Consider the following 19354-nt stretch of genomic DNA (forward strand, 5'->3'; position numbering starts at 1 on the left):
CGGAATACAATGGCAATTCCATTATATAGCTTTGGCTATTACGAAACAAGCATATCCAAATTTGTGACAAACGATTTCACAATTGTGTTACGTTACTACTTGCCTGCATTATTCCCCGATGCGGCTTGGTTCATGCTGGCTGCTTGTTCGTATCCATATCCAAATTGATACAGCTGTGCCTCCTCTAAATGTTTTCCAATGAGCTGAAACCCGATTGGGAGCCCGCCTTTAGAAAATCCACATGGAATAGACAAGCCAGGGTTTCCCGTAAAGTTGGTTGGAGAGGTCAGTCGTAAAAGAGCTTGTCTAACGCCTTCTGCATGATGTCCGATCATCACTTCACGTTGATAAATGTCTGTCGGGACGATTGGTAAAGTCGGTGTAAGCAGCACATCGACATTTTGAAAGCTCTCGTTGAATTGCCGTATGAGCTGCTGCCTGCGCTGTTGTACCTGTACATACTCATAACCGCGCACTTCTTTACTAAGAACGAGACGCTCGCGAACCTCAGCATCGATCTCGTCTGCATGCTCTCGCATTGTTTTTTCATGCACCGCATATGCTTCTGCCTGAATCGTGATGCGCTGTCCTTCGGCGATTTCATCGATTCCTCCGATCTCAACCTCCCGAATTTCAGCACCCAGGCTTTGGTAAACCGCAATCGCTTTCTCAACAGCTACCCTCACTTCTTCCTCAATATTCTGAAAGAAGAACCGGGGCAAGCCAATCACTTTTCCCTTAATATCTTGACCAATCAGACGTGAGTAATCCTCTGTTGCTTTCGCAAAGGAATATGGATCTTTTTCATCCTGACCCGCCAGCAGATTGAGCAGGGCTGCGTTGTCTTTTACTGTTTTCGTCATCGGTCCGACGTGATCGAGTGTATAGGCGAGATTAAAAACCCCGAATTTACTCACAAGCCCAAAGGTTGGCTTCATCCCTACAACTCCGCAGGCAGATGCAGGAATCCGAATCGAACCACCTGTATCGGTTCCGAGTGCAGCATAGGCCAAATTGGCAGCAACAGCTGCGCCAGAGCCTCCGCTTGACCCTCCAGTGATTTTTTCCAAATCATATGGGTTTCGGGAAGGTCCAAAATACGATCTGTCCCCGATCGGTCCGTAAGCAAATTCGTGCGTGTTTGTCTTTCCGAGGATGATGGCTCCGGCATCTTTACACTTCTGAACAACTGTTGCATCAAAATCAGGCACAAAGTGCTCATAAACTTTGGAGCCCATGGTCGTACGGTTATTTTTTGTAAAAATCAGATCTTTTATCGCAATCGGAACTCCGTGCAACGGCCCACGTTTATTACCAGACATGATTTCCTTTTCAGCTTGGCTAGCTGCTGCAAGCGCCTCTTCTTCACAAATGGTAATATACGCATTGCAAGCTGGATTCTCCTGTTCGATCAGGCTCAAGACTTGTTGAACGATTTCTACAGGGGATACCTTCTTTTCTTCGTATGATTGAGATAGGGTGAGCAAATCCACAGGCTTTTACCTCCGCTTTTCATTGATCTGTCGCACAATATACCAGCATATAAACCCAGAATACAACTGCACCCTAAAACAAGCAATACGAAAGCCGTTTATTTATTAGTTCCCACCTTTTCTCCCCGCCATATACTCCAGCAGTCTTTTTCCCTGATTGGTTCGTGTCCTTGAAGCTTTTCTTTCATGTACATGGTGAGCTCCTGCAGCTGGGAATCCTGCAATTCATGAAGAATCGAACGTCCTTTGCGTGCCAACAAATCTGCCTCAAGCTCCGACCAGTCCTGATACTCACGTCTGACCTCCCATAGCTTGATCGTCTCCTTTCCCTCAAGACCAGACTGCTGCATCGCTGCTTTTACTTGGTGATCTGCTGGACGCCGGCCCTGTTCACTTTGAATCAATCTCGGGAACTTCTCGAAAATGTAACCACGCAGATGAGCAGGTGATGCGGGCATGAGGACATCTTCGACTGTGCGATCCTGGATTAAGCAAATACCTCCCGGAGTTAGCAGTCGACTGACCTCGGCAAAAAAGGCCTCAAGGTCTTGCAAGTGATGGATAAGTGCTCGTGCAAAAACGATGTCCGCCTTTCCTTCCTCGAGGCCAGTTGCAAGAGCATCCCCCTGTACAAATGAGATCACAGGGTCCCCTTTGCATTGTTCCTTCGCGGCTTCGAGCATCACTTGTGAAAAATCAACGCCAATCACAGAGGAAGCTCCCATGGCAGACCATGCCTGTGAGTAGATTCCTCCCCCACACCCGATATCAACGATACGCTTTCCAGATGGATTCACAAGTGATTGGATTTCTTGAAACCAAGATGCGTTCACAGCGCGCCCCGTGTAGGCATGCTGATTCTCCCTAGCATGAAAATCGATTCCCATATTTACTTCGCCTCCACAAACTCCAATCTGTTCCCAAATGGATCTTCTGCAAAAAAGCGAATCAACTGAGGGATCTCCTCATCGATGCGGATGGGCACATCATTTTTTTGCAAATGCTCCATGAGCGCCACGATGTTTTGCACGACAAAAGCCGGATGAGCTTTCTTGGCAGGCACAAAACCAGACTCAATGCCGATATGGATGAACTGAGCCCCGCATTGAAACCACACTCCGCCGCGAACGAGCAGCTTCTCTGGCTTGGGAACCTCCGTCATACCGAGCAAATCTCCGAAAAATCGGCGGGCGGCTTCTTCTGCCCCTGAAGGAGCTGCAAGCTGAACATGATCCAATCCGACCCACGCATGTTTTTTACTTTCCATTTGATTGACCCCCTGTTTTGTAGCACAGTACCATCCATTCGTCGATTTGATGAGTGAGGACTCTGCCGTGTTCTATTTTCATTTCCAAATAAGCTTGCTGTTCTTCTGTAGCCGCTAGTAAATACTGTTCAATCGCCTCTTCTTGCGCCAATGATTCAGACAGTCGCTTCACCCACGGTACAAACTCAAATTTCTTTTTGCGTTGGCGTTGCTTGCTTTCGGTTAATCCATTTGAAACATGCAACGCTCTCCATTCATTTATCGATAAACAACGCACATGACTCGGGTCACGCATTTTCTCTACACGATTGACAAATGACGCCAAAGCGGAGTCCTCTGGTGCAACATTGTCAATAAAAAGGAAGGCTCCACCTGGTCGCAATACTCTACTGACCTCGTGAACAAACGCCTTCGGATCTGGGAAATGGTGTGCAGCGATCCTGCAAGTGACCACATCGACCGATTCATCCAAAAATGGCAAAGCTTCAGCATCGGCTTGTACGTAAATAATATTCTCAGCCTTTGCCTCCCGATTGGCACGGGATGCTGCCTCCAGCATCTCACGGGTTAGGTCAGCGGCAATAACGATGTCGACATGAGGTGCCAAGATTCTGGCGACATGTCCGCCTCCTGTTGCGATATCAAGGACAGTGCAGTCTTTTTTTGGGTGCAGCCATTCCACCAACAGTTCCAAGTCGCTTCCTTTGGCATGGTTTTTACTATGAACATAGTTTTCCGCATTCTTTCCGAATTGCTGTTGAACGGCTTGCTTGATTTCATCCTTCTTTTGCATAAGGACCACCTCCTGCCATTATTTTATTCCATCTCCTACCTTCTTTGTTATAGAATACGGTTAACAAGATATCAACTTTTTCGATAGGTGGTTGTTTGGTATGGATCAAGAAAGTCTTGAAGTATTTTTAACTATCGCCCGGCATGGCTCCATTAACCGTGCTGCTCAAGCGTTGTTTCTCGCACAATCAACGCTCACACATCGACTCAAGCAATTGGAAAGACGAGTAGGCACTCCATTATTCGTGCGTACAGCCTCAGGGGTCAGCCTCACAGGCGAAGGCAGACGCCTCCTGCCGATTGCCGCCAATATCGTCGAGCAAATGCGCTCCTTTACGCAGCAAAAGGAACAGCCCCAATCAATGAACATCGTGGCAGGCAAAGCTTTTGTCGCCTATGAGCTGCCTCGGTTGATTGGGGAATACCGCAATGCCTATCCCGGCTTTACCTGTTATGTGCGCTCGACGCTATATGAGGAATCCCTCAGTGCCCTTTTGACCGGTACGGCTGACATCGCCTTCCTTGGAAGTGAGATGTATCATCCCCATATTCATCAGGAATTTTTGCCGAGCGATCGTATCCTGTTGGTGATGGCACCCGAGCATCCGTGGGCAAACGGTTTTCCTGGCTTTGCAAAATGGGGAACCGAGGAGATGATATTGTTTGGCAATCATACCGCACCGTATCGCCAACGAATTGACCGTTTTCTCGCTCAGCACGGTGTCTTCCCGAATGCAATCATGGAGCTGGACAGCTTTAGCGCGGTAAAAACAATGGTCGAGCGGCAACTCGGCATTACCATGCTGCCTGAACGGACAATCCAGCGCGAATTGTCTGAGGGCAGGCTTGTTGCACATGATATTGCAAACGGCATACTTCAGCGTCCGACCTTGATTGCGTACTTGCATCCAAAAAAAGAGGACGAAGCTTTTCAGCAATTCGTCCAATGGATGAAAGATTCGTATTAACGTAAGGTTAAAACCGTCAACTCAGGCCGACAAAATAAGCGCACCGGCAAAATGGTTGTCCCTATTCCTCTATTTGTATAAACCTGCATGGAATGATTGCCAACTTGATACATGCCTTGTACGTATTTATGAGCTAGCTTTGGTGTCATCAGGTGGCCGATTATTGGCAGCCTGACCTGACCACCATGGCTATGTCCCGACAACTGAAGGTGCACGGGATAGTTGACAGCTTCATCAGCAAAATCCGGCTCATGTGCCAGTAAGATCACTGTCTTTCCCTCAGGAATAGCAGTCAGTGCTTGCTGAATGTTGGGTACACCGTGAAGCACATCATCCACTCCAGCTACGTACACCTGATCATCATTTTTCGTGAGCGGTACATTTCGATTATCCAGTACCTCAAATCCAGAAGCAGTTAAAGCATTCCGAATAACCATTTGCTCGCTCAATCGGTAATCATGGTTTCCCAGCACAGCATACTTCCCTAATGGTGCCTGTAACTGACTTAAAATCGGGACAGCTGCAGACAGCGCTCGTGTGCTCTCATCTACCAAATCACCTGTAAAGCAGATCAAATCTGGTTGCTCGGCGATTATCCTGTCCGTGATCTTTTGCAAATCTTGCGGCTCCAAATAATGCCCCAGGTGTACATCGCTGAAGTGTACGAGCTTCGTACCCTGAAAGCTCTTTGGCAGACTCGGAAGCGTGACAGAAAGCCGTTCCACCTGTAGTACGTTTCGCTCCCAATTGTAGCCGTATACACCTGCCCCCATCATCAGACCGACCAGTCCCCCTACGCCAAGTAGGACCTTGCGCAAAAAGGACTTGCGAGTGATCGGTTGATAGTGCGGGTCAGCCACGAGCTTCTAAATAGTCATAGCCATTGACAACAACATCCAGCTTGCCTGTTACCGGATCAATCAGTAAACCGTGAACAGCTACGCTTGGTGGCAGCAGAGGATGGTTTTTGATGGTCTCAACGCTGCTTTTTACACTATCATCGACACAGTCAAATCCACGGAGCCATTTATTCAAATTGATACCCGCATGCTGCAGGGTAGACAAGGTCTCTGCATTGACCCCTTTTTCCGTCATTTTTGCCATCGTACGTTTGCTATCGAGAGCACTCATCCCGCAATCGTAGTGTCCTACAACCATGACTTCCTCAGCGTTCAATTCGTAAATCGCAACCATGATACTCCGCATAATACTTCCAAACGGGTGGGATACGATTGCTCCTGCACTTTTTACGTGCTTGATATCTCCATTACGCATGTTCATGGCCTTCGGTAGCAGTTCTTCTAATCGTGTATCCATGCAAGAAAGTACTACCAGACGCTTGTCAGGAAATTTCGTCGTCTGGTATTTTTCATACTCCTGATTCGCTACAAATTCACGATTAAATGCGAGAATTTCATCTAAATTACGCAATTCGCAACACCTGCCTCACTCAAAAGTATATTCTTTTCTATTTTACATTCTTCTCTTAATCCTACAAGCGAACGCGGCACATTTTATTGATTCGATACGCCCCACTTGCACATTTCCTCCAGAATAGGCATTAATGTTTTCCCTCTTGGCGTCAAGGAATATTCTACTTTTGGGGGATTTGCGGATACTCGTCTCGCTGTCCTGGGCATGGTTCATAAATTTTTCGCAAGTAGATTATGCTTTGCCTTTTTTAATTTTCCAAAATTCAGCACAGTACGTAATGACTAGTAGTATCAAACAAATCCACCAAAAGCTTGGCTGGATACTGTACAAAACGCAGGGCAGTGCCCCCGATCCAATGAGAGTCAGATTCCGGTATCGAGGATATTTTACAGAAAAAAGTGTGATCAAGAGCCCAATTAACAAGACGATAATGGGAAAGTTCTCCACATCTGGTCCCTCCTACTCTACTTACCTGTTTTTTTGTATGTATACTTCCAAGTTCGTCTCCATTTCTGTGGTATACATCCCCGGGCTTGACGGTACCCATCTCTCGTTCAGAAAAGTAGACGCTGCGATTCTACCAATGACGATTGCGTAATAAGCTATCGGTATCATCCCAATGTACTTCTCTTCTTTTTTATCGATCCGAGAAATGCAAAGGTGGCTCCTCAAATTACGTGTGTGGCAAGATTATCTTCTGAATCCTAGCAATTCCATGCTTTCATCCAGAATACAGGTAGGAAGAAAGCGCATTGTTGTGTTATCTTTATCATGTGAGTGTGCAGCTGATCGATTGGAGGTGAAGCGATGGAATTTTCCTTTGATATGTCGCTACTGCTGCTGGCTCTCGGGGTGTCAGGTTATTTGGTCGCTCACCTGTTTAGTGGACCTGGCAAGCCCCTTGTACTGCGTGTGCCTTTGCCATACGAACTCGCTTGCCCAGACCACGATAACGGCGCGATACGCCTCAGCGGCAGGCCAAGAATTCTTTTTGTTCGGCGCAAAGCTCCACCAAAGGAATATAGCCGTTCTCTGGATGATGCAGAGCCGCTTTTCTTCTTGTATTGCTTTTGAGTAGCAACTATACAAGGAGGAATCGTTCATGTATGCATTCGTTCAACCTGTTATCAATATTTTAGCGTCCATGCTTCAGGTTTTTTTCCAATTCGCACAGGATTGGGGCATCGCCATTGTCCTTTTTACCCTGTTCATTAGAGGGCTACTGTTTCCGCTTAGTTTGCGAACTGCTCGTCAGACATTACTACAGGGTGCCATCCGTCCTGAGCTGAAGCTAATTCAAGAGCAGTATAAGGCGGATCAAACCAAGCTGATGGAAGAAACCATGAATCTTTATCGCAAAGCAGGGGTCAAACCCTTTTCCATGTTTTCTACAGCGATCGTGCAAATGCCGATTTTCATGGCGATGTATGGCTTGTTTTTCACGCATGGGGCGCAAATGTCGTCCTCATTGATTCCATGGGTCGCCTCGTTCGCCCAGTTTGACCCGTGGCATCTGCTGCCTGCGCTGGCTGCTGGACTGACTTTTATTACAAGCATGATCCCTTTAACTGCTGAAATGTCTACAGACAGCTCGCTAATTACAAGGATGTTAAGCTCGGCTGTTATGGTCGTTGTCTTTCTGATGGTCCTCTGGAAAGCACCGGTTGCCCTTGGGCTGTACTGGACAAGCGGTTCGCTCTTTGGGCTGCTGGAGCGGGGATTTTACCGTTCTCGCCTGGGAAGAAGCGTGCTGATGCGAGGAAGCTCTTTTTTGAGAGCAAAGCAGGAATAAAATAGATAAGTATGAGACCCCTTGGATAACAAGGGGCCTCTCCTAAAAAAATCATGTTTTCATTTCATTCCAAAACGTTCATTGATTTCTTCAAGATGCTCGTCATCCAATAGTTCAATTTCTACTTTAACGATACGTTTCCCCCACCCCTCAATGTCTTTGTAGGTCGCATAAACGTCATATATACCATCTCCAAGACCAGAATGAAATGCGACTCCCAATCCCGCATGGCCCATCTTAAAATGTAATTGTCCTCCTTGATCCTCTGTTAATGTGATATCACAAACTTTATCATATGTGCTATCCGTATAAGGAGCAGTCACTATTTTTTGTTTAATGTCCTCTGAAAGGAGTTTAATTCGTTTCATCATTGCTTCGGCATCACTGGTTATGACTCTACACTTACCGCCTATTCGGTCTATTTGAATCCCTTCACAGTTTAGTAGATTGAATATCTTTTCTTGGCCTTGACCCCAAAAATCAACCCCAAGTACCGATTCCCTACCCTGCCACTCACTTTCAATGTAACAAGGGTCGATGATTACCAATTGCCCAGAATCTACTCCAACTTGACCTAATAATTTTCGCTCCATTTTGTTTGCTCTCCTTTTCAGAATGAATTGAATTCATTCAACTGTGATTATGAATTACACTCAGTACCAGATAAGCCGAATGCAAGATTACTCCAACGACTCCTTGCCATCTTCCTTTATGTAAATCTTTTCTGTATCGAATTAAACCGATTATACTCACCATTAATCCAATGAAAAAGATAAAGCCGATATCATAAATGAAGAGTGAAATAATTGCTGAATAAAAACCAGTTAAGCAGAAACCGTTAAATTTCTTTTTCTTTTCCACTGTCACTTCTTGCACAGACACCACTCACTTCTGGATGAAATTAGACTCTGAATGAAACCTCTTTGAGACAAAAACAGTAAGTTCTATCCTGATTCGTACTCTCATTTTCAGTTGATCCTTCATTAGGTTATTCATCACTTATTACCTACTCAAATTATACCAAAATATTCCTTATGTGTCCGTATTTAGCGCTGTGGATGTCTGCATAGATACTGCACCAAAAATAAAAATATGACTGTCACAAAACAATAAAAAAGGACACTAGCTTTGTTGTGCTAATGTCCCTTTCTATTGGGTCAGAGATCATTCATCGTTTCAATTTGCCGATTTCTTCATTTTTCCATTGTCCTACTTACTCTCAGCTAATCTTCGCCTCAATCCGCAGCTTGTCTGCCACCATGGCGATAAACTCGGAATTGGTCGGCTTCGCCTTGGTGTTGGAGATGGTGTAGCCAAACAAGCTGGAGATGGAGTCAAGATTACCACGAGACCATGCTACCTCGATAGCGTGGCGAATTGCACGCTCTACGCGGCTTGCTGTCGTATTGAACTTTTTGGCAATGTCCGGGTACAGGACCTTAGTAATGGAACCAAGCAGCTCCACATCGTTGTATACCATCGTAATCGCTTCACGCAAATACAAATAACCTTTAATGTGTGCAGGAACTCCAATCTCATGAATGATGCTGGTAATGCTGGCATCGAGGTTGCGTCCTCTTACTTGCAGCGTTGATTGAGGCTTAACAGAAGATACGAAGGATGAGGCCGGTTTGGTAGTAATGATTTGACGGATACGCTGTGCAAGCACTTCCATGTCAAATGGCTTGAGAATGTAATAAGCAGCACCAAGTTCAACAGCTTTTTTCGTAATTTCTTCCTGGCCAAAAGCCGTAAGCATAATAATTTTTGGCTGTGGAGAAAGACGCATCGCCTGAATTTGCTCCAAAACAGCCAAGCCATCTAAATGTGGCATGATGATGTCAAGAATCAGGACGTCAGGTACCCGATCCTGCAACAAGCGTACTACCTCGTTACCGTTGTATGCCACCCCAACAACATTCATGTCATACTGGCTGCTGATGTACTCTTCTAACAGGTTTACAAATTCTCGGTTATCATCTGCCAACAACACTTCAATCTTGCTCAAAGTCGTTCCTCCTAACAAATGGACGGTCTTTTGGAAAGAAGGTGGCAATCTAGAGGTTGAAAATTTCTAAATGGATAAGTCCATCCCATCTTTTCACTACAAAAATAATTCGACAAACGGATATCCATTCCTGCTAATGACGAAAGATTGAATGATTTAAGTGCTATTTCGACAAAGAATACCTTCTTTCATACTTCATTCGGTAAAACGAACGACAAAATGGAAAAAGCCGCCTCGCTTGCAATGCGTGACGGCTCGTTGTATTCATGCAGCCTTATCCGTCGTGGCTTTGGACTGGGACTGAGGAGTGTTCCGTACGTTGATTCCTGCATCCTGCAGCATCCATTCGATATAACAGCCATAACCAGACGTAGGATCGTTCACAAACACATGGGTAACGGCACCAACGATCTTGCCTTTTTGAATGATAGGACTTCCGCTCATTCCCTGCACGATACCGCCTGTCTTCTCTAAAAGACGTCTATCCGTTACCTTGATAATCAATCCTTTTGTCGCAGGAAAATGCTGCTTGATCACATTCATGATTTCGATATCGAACTCTTCCACCTTTTGACCATTCACGACGGTCAAAATCTTTGCAGGGCCTTCCTCGACCTGCTCTGCAAGTGCGATTGGCAGTGGTTGGTCATAATAGCTGCGTTTTGGCTCGTCTTTCATCTTGCCAAAGATGCCAAACGGAGTATTTTTGGTGATGTTCCCAAGTACCTCGCTCTCATTGTAGAAGCGGGCAAACTTTTCACCTGGATTCCCACTCTGCCCTTTTTCAATCGAGGTCACGCTCGCCTGCACAATCTGGCCATCTCCAACTACGATTGCCTGTCCAGTATCGACGTCAGAGATCACATGCCCAAGTGCTCCGTAAGATTTGGAGTCAGGGTCGTAAAAGGTCAGCGTTCCTACACCTGCGGCGGAATCACGGATATATAGACCCATGCGATACTCATTGTCTTTTTTATCCTTGGTTGGCCTGAGCGTAAGATTCAGCTTTTCCTTGCCACGAACGACGAGCAATTGAACAGGACTGTTCTTCTTTCCTGCCTCATTGATTAGCTTTTTTACGTCATTCATGTCGTTGATGTACAGATCATTCATTTTGATGATCATATCCCCTGCATGAATGCCAGCTTGCTCGCCAGGAGAAAATTTAGCTGTACCGTTGTCCACCAAATGGTGCCCGACAACAAGTACACCTGCCGTTTGCAGCTTTACCCCGATTGACTGTCCACCAGGGTACAATCGTAAATCAGGCAATACATTTACTTTGACAGCGGTCAGTGGAATGTTTCGCCACTTTACCTGTAAATTGGCTTCACCGGCCCGACGCGGCTCAACGGACATGGGCTTACTTAAATCAACGGAAACTTCGCGTGCCTCTGTCCCATTGACGTGTAAAATGTCGGGATTGCTGTTGATCAGAGTGCCCATGACTGGCATGGAGACGCGTAACTGTTCGAGGGACCCTTCCATGATTCGCAATTCTTTAGGAAAGGATGACAGATCGCGGAACGGGGTGGAACTCACGACAAGCGCCGTGATGAGGAGAACGAGACTTCCCATCCATTTTCTTTTGTTTTGTCGGATCACCAGCAATCACTCCTACCGTTCCCTACCTACACCTAATAAGACACCTCCACCTTGTGTACCTATAATGTTGCCTGCCGATCAACGGATTATGTCAGGAAAATAACCACTTGAGGATGCTTTTTGCTTGAAATGAAAAAAGACTGTCAACCTCACTTAGTTGACAGCCTTTCGCTCGCGCCCGAGCAGAATCATCTCACGCGCATGTTCTTCTGTTTTCGCTGTTACTTCCGCACCGCTCAGCATTCGAGCGAGCTCAGTAACCCGTTCATCATCCGATAGTCGAGTGACGATTGTTTTTGTCTCGTACTCGCTCATTTCTTTTTTGATGAGAAAATGAGCATCAGCCATGGAAGCAACCTGTGGTAAATGGGTGATGCACAATATTTGGCGCAGGCCAGCAACGCGAGCAAGCTTTTCGGCAATCGCCTGAGCTGCCCTGCCGCTTACACCTGTATCGACCTCATCAAAGATCAGCGTCTCTACTTGATCCGTTCCAGCGAGAATCGTCTTAATCGCCAGCATTACCCGCGACAGCTCACCGCCAGAAGCAATTTTAGCTAATGGACGAAGCGGCTCACCCGGATTTGGCGAGATCAAAAACTCAATTTGGTCCATACCGTTGGCGTCAACCTGCCGTTTGATTCCGTCTATTTCGACTCCGTCCTCGTCTGGCGTTTGACGCACGTCGATCGCAAAACGGGCACGTTCCATATGTAGCTCTTTTAGCTGCTGCTCGATCTCCTGAGCCAGCCTGCTCGCACACTCCTGGCGAATCACGGACAATTCCAAGGCTTCTACAGCCAAATCAGCAGCAAGCTCGGTTAACCGTTTTTCAATCTGCTGCAGGCGATCTTCGTAGTGATGCATATCATCCAGCTCGTCCTGAATGGTCGCCGCATATTCCAAAATATCGTCTACACTTTTTCCGTACTTGCGTTTCAAAAACTGGATTTGATCTAATCTGCTTTCCACGATGGCCAATTGCTCCGGCTCAAAGTCCATCTGATAAGAGAGCTGTCTCAGTTTGTGCACGACGTCCTCGATCTGGTAATAAGCCGTTTGCACGGTTTCCAGAATCGGAACGAGCTGCTCTTCATAGCCGACGATGCGTTCCAGATCCCCCATCGCATGCCCGAGCCAATCCATGCCTTTTTGATCTCCGTGCAAGGAACGATAAGCATCCTGCATGGTTGAGTAAACTTTTTCAATGTTCATCCACTTCTTGCGCTGTGCCAGCAGCTTTTCATCCTCACCAGGCGTCAATGCCGCAGACTCGATCTCGTTTAATTGATACGCAAGCAGATCAATTCGCTGCACCAGCTCACGTTCATTACGCGCCATCCGTTCCAAATCCTGCTTCGTTTTGCGAAAAGCAGTGTACAGCTGGCTATATTCATGCTTGGCAGAGCCTAGTGCCGTCTCTCCGTATACATCCAGCCAATTGATATGCTTGTCAGACTGCATCAGCATGTGGGTATCATGCTGTCCATGGACGGTTACCAGCCACGGTCCAAGTTCGCGCAGCATGGCAAGCGTAACCAGCTGCCCGTTTAATCGAATAATGCTTTTGCCCTGGTTGGAAATATCTCTGCGCACTACCAGCATACCGTCCTGCTCAACCTGAACACCTACATTGGTACAAACCGTCAAGGCAGGATGTCCGGCAGGCAGCTCAAACAATCCTTCCACTTCTGCACGCGCTTCTCCATAACGGACAAAATCAGCAGAAGCCCGTCCTCCCAGCAGCAAGCCCAATGCATCGATGATGATTGATTTTCCGGCACCCGTTTCCCCCGTCAGTATATTCAAGCCTTTTTGAAAAGAAACAGTTACTTCTTTTATGATGGCAAAATTTCGGATAGAGAGTTCTACTAGCATCGCAAGCGACCACCTTTACAGCATGTCCATAAAGCGTTTGGTCACTTCATGTGTATTTTCCTTGGAACGACAAATAATCAGGATCGTATTGTCGCCGCTGATCGTTCCCATGATCTCTTCCCATGGCAAGTTGTCGATCAGCTCTGCAACAGCATTCGCGTGTCCTGAGAGTGTTTTCAAAACGATAAAATGGTCAGCCTGATCGATACTGATATAGGAATCGACCAGCATGCGTCGTAGCTTTTGAAGCGGGTTGAACTTTTGTTCAGCAGGCATTGAATACTTATATCGTCCATCCGGAAGTGGCACCTTCACCAGATGCAATTCCTTGATGTCTCGGGATACAGTCGCTTGTGTTACATTGAATCCTGCACCACGCAGACGCTCCACCAGCTCATCCTGAGTCTCAACCTCCTGGTTGCTGATGATGTCCCGAATTCGGATATGTCGTTGCCCTTTGTTCATATGGATTACTCCCATTCCCCTTGTAATTTCGTTCGAATTGCCTCGAAAAAGCCGCCTTTTTTCCACCTGATTAATGGTGTCACAAATGGAGACTTTTTAATGTAGATGTGATCCCCGCCCTCTAGACGGTATCCAAACTGTCCATCGATGGAAAGCCCCATCTCCTGATGGATCGCATCTACTTCCACACGAATGACCTGATCGCTGGATAATACCATTGGACGTGCTGTCAATGAATGCGGTGCGACAGGTGTCAGTAATAGCATGTCCACATTTGGCGCTACAATCGGCCCACCTGCTGACAATGAATAGGCAGTCGAGCCAGTAGGGGTAGATACGATGACACCATCCCCGCTAAAAGTCGCTACATAAGCATCATCTAAGTATACCGCACACTGGATAATCCGACAGAAAGAGCCTTTGGCGATACCGATGTCATTCATCGCAGTATACGTTCCTAAAGTCGTTCCTTTACGGACGAGGGACGCCTCCAGCATCGCTCGCTCTTCTATATCGTACTTTCCAGAGAGCAAATTATCCACAGCATGTGGCAAATGATCTGGCTCCGCTTCGGATAAGAACCCGAGAGTTCCCAGATTAATACCAAACATCGGAATGGATCTGCCTGCCAGCTGGCGAGCAATTCCTAGAAGGGTTCCATCACCGCCCAGGACACATACCAGATCGGTTTCTCTTCCTATATCCTCTATGGAAGCCCCCAAATCGGCACGCCCCAGATCAGATGCAATATTCTCATCCAAGAGAACATGTGCGCCTCTGACCTCGATTAAATAAAGCAGCTCCCGTGCGACAATGCGTGCCTCAGGTTTTCCTTTGTTAGCTATAATTCCAATTTTTTTCATATGGCCCACCCCAAACTCGTTGGTTGGAAATCCTTATACAAGTATACAACTTTTCATGCATAAATAAAAAGCCTCGTTTGTACATTTACGCCCGAGGCTTTTGTTTTCTTTTTATTTCAGCTTGGCATGAGCAGAGGCAACTACCTCTGTCACACACTGCAACCAGGTTTCCGAATTCATTCCTGTGTCATTTTTTTGCAGATGCATGACGAATTCGATATTTCCTTCTCCACCTGTTATCGGCGAAAAGTCTACACCCTTTAAGGCAAAGCCTAGGCCGCTGGCAAATTGTCCAATATCGGTCAGCACTGCTTCATGAATTTCAGGCTCACGTACAATTCCGTTCTTGCCGACCTTTTCCTTGCCAGCTTCAAATTGTGGCTTAACCAGAGCAACGACATCTCCATCTTGCTTTAAAAAACGGTACAAAACAGGAAGAATGAGTTTCAGAGAAATAAACGAAACATCAATGGATGCCGCATCAGGCAGCTCACCAGCAAAAGCATCCGGGTCCATATGCCGGAAGTTGGTTCGCTCCATCACGACGACACGCTCATCCTGGCGCAGGCTCCATGCGAGCTGTCCGTAGCCAACATCAATGGCGTACACGAGCTTTGCCCCGTTTTGCAGCGCACAATCTGTAAATCCACCGGTTGATGACCCGATGTCCATCATGACTTTATCAGTCAGGTTCAATTCAAATACCTTGAGTGCCTTTTCCAGCTTCAATCCACCGCGACTTACGTAAGGGTGGACCTCGCCTTTTACGGTAATGGCTACATCCTCGGGAAATTTTGTCCCTGGCTTGTCACAGCGCTCATTTGCGACCTGAACAAGACCTGCCATTACAGCTGCTTTGGCTTTTTCTCGTGTCTCATAATGTCCTCGCTCTACCAGGAGGACATCAATTCTCTCTTTTCTTATGCTCATGCTTCCACTACGCCCTTCGAAATTGGTAACAGGGTACGCACACGAGAAGCAATTTTCTCCGCTGTGAGTCCTACTTCATTACGCTGTTCCTTAACGCTGCCATGCTCAACAAAATAATCATCGACAGCAATCACTTGTACATTCATGCCATGATACCCGGCACGGTTATAGCATTCAATGACCGCACTCCCGAAGCCACCCATTTCGCTGCCTTCTTCTACCGTAACGATATCGTATCCTTCTTGAGCCAGACGGAACAGCAGATCCTCGTCCAATGGCTTGCAGAAGCGTGCATTAATCAGCATCGGCTTGATCCCTTCTGTCTGAAGCTGATTGACCGCCTGTTCTGCCAGCTCGAACACATGACCGAACGAGAGAATGGCGACATGCTTTCCTTCTCGAACGATTTCGGCTTTACCGATTGGCAGCACTTGCAGCTCCTCATCCAATGGAACCCCACGAGCAGGCAGACGAGGATAGCGATACGAGATCGGACCGTCTTCGTAGACAGAAGCCGTTTTCATCATATGACGCAATTCATTTTCATCCTTCGGTGCCATGATGACCATATTCGGGATGACGCGCATGAAAGCAATATCGTACATGCCCTGATGCGTTTCTCCATCTGCTCCAACCAGCCCTGCACGGTCTACTGCAAACGTAACATTGAGCTTTTGGCGTGCAACGTCATGTATCAGCTGATCGTAAGCCCTTTGCAGGAACGTGGAGTAAATCGCCAGGACCGGCTTCAATCCTTGGGTAGCCAATCCCGCTGCAAACGTACATGCATGCTGCTCGGCAATTCCGACATCAAACAAGCGATCCGGGAACTTTTGACCAAACGGAATCAGTCCGGAGCCTGCAGGCATCGCAGGAGTCACAGCAACAATCGAATTGTCTTCACCCGCCAGTTTTATCATCGTATCCGCAAAAACGGATGTGTAGGTCGGTGCTGACTTTGGTGTATCGCCTGATTCGATCTTGTAGGTACCGATTCCATGCCATTTGACGGAATCTGCCTCTGCTGGCGCATAACCTAATCCCTTTTTCGTAATCGCATGAATCAAGACAGGACCTTTTGTTTGCTTTGCCGTTTTCAATGTATCGAGCAAAAGCTCCATATTATGACCATCAATGGGTCCGATATAAGTAAAGCCCAGCTCTTCGAATAGAACGCCCGAAACGAGCAAATACTTCATGCTGTCCTTGAATCTTTCTGCCATATTCGCCAGCTTGCCGCCAACAGCAGGGATGGACTTGAGTATTGCTTCCACCTCGTCCTTGGCCCAGCGATAGTTTTCAGTCGAACGGATCTTGCCCAAGTAATTGTGTAGGGCACCAACATTTGGAGCGATCGACATCTCATTGTCATTCAAGACAACAATGACATTTTTATTTTCATGCCCGATGTGATTCAAGGCTTCCAGAGCCATTCCGCCTGTCAAGGCACCGTCACCGATGACTGCCACAACATGATTTTTTTCCTTTTTCAAATCCCGGGCAGTAGCCATCCCCATCGCCGCGGATAACGATGTACTACTGTGTCCGGTTTCCCAAACATCATGTGGACTCTCCACCATTTTCGGAAATCCACACAGTCCTTTGTATTGACGCAGTGTCGGAAACATCTCCCTGCGACCAGTCAGCATTTTATGTACATAGGCTTGATGCCCTACATCCCAAATCAACTTGTCCTTTGGGCTATCGAATACATAATGCAACGCCATGGTCAGCTCGACTACGCCCAGATTTGGAGCCAGATGTCCCCCTGTCTGAGACAGCGTCTCCACGAGAAATTGTCTGATTTCAGTTGCCAGCGAATAGAGCTGTGGCACTGTACATTTTTTTAGGTCCTGAGGATCATTTATAGAAGTAAGCAGCATTGGTATTCCTCACTTTCAACTGTTCGTTCTCCGGCGATTGTGCATGCTGCAATTCAATCCGGCCAATGGAAAACTCGGCTCTTTTTTATTCAATAAAGCCTTTCCTCCGCTTAATTTCAACTTGATTCATTATAACGGTTTCTTATTAAAAACACCACTTTTCCTCCATATGTATCCTCTGACTGCGCAAAAACACCAAATTCTGTTAAAATAAAATGGATCGACAAATTCGGAAAAAGTGAGGTGTGACCCCATGAAGTTCACAGAGATTACATACAGCCGTGTAGACATGGAACAAGTTGAAACGCAATTTACGGGCTTGTTAGATGCGTTTCAGCAGGCAACAAGCTTTGAAGAACAAGATAAGGCAATGGGACAGTTGATTGAATTGCGCCAGGAGGTAGAAACCGCTCGGGAAGTGGCGCAAATCCGGCACACCATCAATACGGAGGACCCTTTTTACAAAGCTGAGCAGGATTATTGGGATGAAGCAAGTCCCTTGTACCAAGGGCTCATCTCTCGTTACTACGATGCGATCGTCCACTCTGCTTATCGGACAGAGCTTGAGAACAAGTGGGGAGCCCAGTTGTTTCGGCTAGCGGAAACCACCTTGCGCACGTTCTCCCCTGACGTAGTAGCCGATCTTCAGGAAGAAAATCGCTTGACGAGTCAATACACCGCTTTAATTGCTTCTGCCAAGATCATGTTTGAAGGCGAGGAACGCAATCTCCCGCAACTGATTCCTTTCCAAAAGTCGACGGACAGACAGCTGCGCAAGCGTGCCTTTGAAGCCAAGTACGAATTTTTGGAGCAGCATACTGCGGAATTGGATCGTATATATGACAGCCTGGTTAAGGTACGATCGCGAATCGCCACCAAACTTGGATTTGCCAATTTCGTCGAGCTTGCTTATGCACGCTTGAATCGGACCGACTACAATGCCGACATGGTTGCCGCATTCCGTGCACAGGTACATGAGCACATCGTTCCTGTTGCGACAAAGCTGATCGAAAGACAGCGTGAGCGCATTGGCGTTGATTCTATGAAGTATTACGATTTGGATTTTGGTTTTGCTACAGGCAATCCAACTCCAAAAGGGTCGCCAGAATGGATCGTGAATAACGGGAAACGGATGTACGCAGAATTATCTGATGAAACGAACGAATTTTTTACCTTTATGTTAGAGAATGATTGTCTCGATTTGGTAAGCAAAAAAGGAAAGGCAAGCGGCGGCTATTGCACGTATATGAGCCACTACAAGCTTCCTTTTATTTTCTCCAATTTTAACGGAACATCGGGAGATATCGACGTACTGACTCATGAAGCTGGGCATGCTTTTCAGGTGTATGTGAGCCGCCGATATGAAGTTCCCGAGTATCATTTCCCGACATACGAGGCCTGCGAAATTCATTCGATGAGCATGGAGTTTTTGACCTGGCCGTGGATGGAGCTGTTTTTTGAAGAGGACACACAGAAATATAAGTTTGATCACTTGAGCGGTGCTCTCCTCTTCATCCCGTATGGCGTCGCTGTGGATGAATATCAGCATGCTGTGTATGAAAAGCCCGAAATGAGCCCGCAGGAACGCAAAGAGACCTGGCGTGAAATTGAGCGCAAGTATCTGCCTTACCGTAATTACGATGAGAATGCGTTTTTGGAAGCAGGCGGCTATTGGCAGCAGCAAGCCCACATTTACCGCGATCCATTCTACTACATCGATTACACTCTCGCCCAAATCTGCGCCTTCCAATTTTGGAAACGTGCGCAAGATAATGCCGATCAAGCATGGAGCGACTATCTGGCTTTATGTAAAGAGGGGGGCAGCAAATCGTTTACCGAGCTGGTTGCCTTTGCAAAGCTGTATTCGCCTTTTGAGGATGGCTGCATCCAATCAGTCATTGGTGAAATTGAAAGCTGGTTACAAGCTGTAGATGACAAGCGATTGTAAAGCTCCTCAACCAAACCAAACGATCACG

Annotated in this window: 18 protein-coding genes and 1 pseudogene; 4 read left to right on the forward strand and 15 right to left on the reverse strand. The window is 46.8% G+C overall.

Annotated features, from left to right (window positions below; all coding sequences use genetic code 11):
• Nucleotides 1-95 precede the first annotated feature (95 nt).
• From ADS79_RS20390 to ADS79_RS20405, 4 genes are all read right to left on the reverse strand, one after another.
• Nucleotides 96-1493: an Asp-tRNA(Asn)/Glu-tRNA(Gln) amidotransferase GatCAB subunit A gene (locus ADS79_RS20390; protein WP_049740209.1), complete on the reverse strand. Its 1398-nt coding sequence runs from the start codon at nt 1491-1493 to the stop codon at nt 96-98.
• 98 nt (nt 1494-1591) lie between these two features.
• Complete coding sequence (locus ADS79_RS20395; RefSeq protein WP_049740210.1) at nt 1592-2380, reverse strand: class I SAM-dependent methyltransferase; 789 nt, start codon at nt 2378-2380, stop codon at nt 1592-1594.
• A gap of 2 nt (nt 2381-2382) precedes the next feature.
• A complete protein-coding gene (locus ADS79_RS20400; RefSeq protein WP_049740211.1) occupies nt 2383-2760 on the reverse strand; it encodes a VOC family protein in 378 nt (125 codons plus the stop codon).
• Entirely contained in the window at nt 2750-3553 is an 804-nt protein-coding gene (locus tag ADS79_RS20405) for a class I SAM-dependent methyltransferase (protein ID WP_049740212.1), read from the reverse strand. The genes ADS79_RS20400 and ADS79_RS20405 overlap by 11 nt, the downstream gene beginning before the upstream one ends.
• A gap of 100 nt (nt 3554-3653) precedes the next feature.
• Here ADS79_RS20405 and ADS79_RS20410 point away from each other — a divergent pair, with 100 nt between their 5' ends.
• Nucleotides 3654-4520: a LysR family transcriptional regulator gene (locus ADS79_RS20410; RefSeq protein WP_049740213.1), complete on the forward strand. Its 867-nt coding sequence runs from the start codon at nt 3654-3656 to the stop codon at nt 4518-4520.
• Here ADS79_RS20410 and ADS79_RS20415 read toward each other — a convergent pair.
• From ADS79_RS20415 to ADS79_RS34545, 3 genes and pseudogenes are all read right to left on the reverse strand, one after another.
• Nucleotides 4517-5380 carry a metallophosphoesterase gene (locus tag ADS79_RS20415; RefSeq protein WP_049740214.1) on the reverse strand — a complete coding sequence of 288 codons (864 nt, stop codon included), beginning with the start codon at nt 5378-5380 and terminating at the stop codon, nt 4517-4519. The two genes, ADS79_RS20410 and ADS79_RS20415, sit on opposite strands and share 4 nt — an antisense overlap.
• The gene (locus tag ADS79_RS20420; RefSeq protein WP_049740215.1) at nt 5373-5951 is read right to left on the reverse strand and encodes a beta-class carbonic anhydrase; all 579 of its coding nucleotides are present in this window, start codon (nt 5949-5951) and stop codon (nt 5373-5375) included. Before ADS79_RS20420 ends, ADS79_RS20415 begins: the two co-directional genes overlap by 8 nt.
• 83 nt (nt 5952-6034) lie before the next feature.
• Nucleotides 6035-6150, reverse strand: a pseudogene (locus ADS79_RS34545) (winged helix-turn-helix transcriptional regulator); the annotation flags it as partial.
• A 611-nt stretch (nt 6151-6761) separates the two neighbouring features.
• Here ADS79_RS34545 and ADS79_RS20430 point away from each other — a divergent pair.
• Entirely contained in the window at nt 6762-7028 is a 267-nt protein-coding gene (locus ADS79_RS20430) for a hypothetical protein (protein ID WP_049740217.1), read from the forward strand.
• Between the two features lie 28 nt (nt 7029-7056).
• Nucleotides 7057-7746: a YidC/Oxa1 family membrane protein insertase gene (locus ADS79_RS20435; protein ID WP_049740218.1), complete on the forward strand. Its 690-nt coding sequence runs from the start codon at nt 7057-7059 to the stop codon at nt 7744-7746.
• Nucleotides 7747-7805: 59 nt separating this feature from the next.
• Here ADS79_RS20435 and ADS79_RS20440 read toward each other — a convergent pair whose 3' ends face one another.
• The 8 genes from ADS79_RS20440 to dxs form a co-directional block, all read right to left on the reverse strand.
• On the reverse strand, nt 7806-8339 hold the full coding sequence (locus ADS79_RS20440) for a hypothetical protein (RefSeq protein WP_049740219.1): 534 nt from the start codon (nt 8337-8339) through the stop codon (nt 7806-7808).
• Nucleotides 8340-8965: 626 nt separating this feature from the next.
• Nucleotides 8966-9754 carry a sporulation transcription factor Spo0A gene (gene spo0A / locus ADS79_RS20450; RefSeq protein WP_049740221.1) on the reverse strand — a complete coding sequence of 263 codons (789 nt, stop codon included), beginning with the start codon at nt 9752-9754 and terminating at the stop codon, nt 8966-8968.
• 264 nt (nt 9755-10018) lie between these two features.
• Nucleotides 10019-11359 carry a SpoIVB peptidase gene (gene spoIVB, locus ADS79_RS20455; RefSeq protein ID WP_049740222.1) on the reverse strand — a complete coding sequence of 447 codons (1341 nt, stop codon included), beginning with the start codon at nt 11357-11359 and terminating at the stop codon, nt 10019-10021.
• Between the two features lie 153 nt (nt 11360-11512).
• The gene (gene recN, locus ADS79_RS20460) at nt 11513-13237 is read right to left on the reverse strand and encodes a DNA repair protein RecN (protein ID WP_049740223.1); all 1725 of its coding nucleotides are present in this window, start codon (nt 13235-13237) and stop codon (nt 11513-11515) included.
• 15 nt (nt 13238-13252) lie between these two features.
• Nucleotides 13253-13702 carry a transcriptional regulator AhrC/ArgR gene (ahrC, locus tag ADS79_RS20465; RefSeq protein ID WP_049740224.1) on the reverse strand — a complete coding sequence of 150 codons (450 nt, stop codon included), beginning with the start codon at nt 13700-13702 and terminating at the stop codon, nt 13253-13255.
• Between the two features lie 5 nt (nt 13703-13707).
• A complete protein-coding gene (locus tag ADS79_RS20470) occupies nt 13708-14565 on the reverse strand; it encodes an NAD(+)/NADH kinase (RefSeq protein WP_049740225.1) in 858 nt (285 codons plus the stop codon).
• 111 nt (nt 14566-14676) lie between these two features.
• Nucleotides 14677-15495 (reverse strand): TlyA family RNA methyltransferase, encoded by an 819-nt coding sequence (locus ADS79_RS20475; RefSeq protein ID WP_049740226.1) that lies wholly within the window; start codon nt 15493-15495, stop codon nt 14677-14679.
• Nucleotides 15492-17378 carry a 1-deoxy-D-xylulose-5-phosphate synthase gene (dxs, locus tag ADS79_RS20480; protein WP_049740227.1) on the reverse strand — a complete coding sequence of 629 codons (1887 nt, stop codon included), beginning with the start codon at nt 17376-17378 and terminating at the stop codon, nt 15492-15494. Before dxs ends, ADS79_RS20475 begins: the two co-directional genes overlap by 4 nt.
• A 253-nt stretch (nt 17379-17631) precedes the next feature.
• Here dxs and ADS79_RS20485 point away from each other — a divergent pair, with 253 nt between their 5' ends.
• Nucleotides 17632-19326 (forward strand): M3 family oligoendopeptidase, encoded by a 1695-nt coding sequence (locus ADS79_RS20485; protein WP_049740228.1) that lies wholly within the window; start codon nt 17632-17634, stop codon nt 19324-19326.
• Nucleotides 19327-19354: the final 28 nt, after the last annotated feature.

This window comes from Brevibacillus reuszeri, assembly GCF_001187725.1.
Classification (GTDB): Bacteria; Bacillota; Bacilli; order Brevibacillales; family Brevibacillaceae; genus Brevibacillus; species Brevibacillus reuszeri.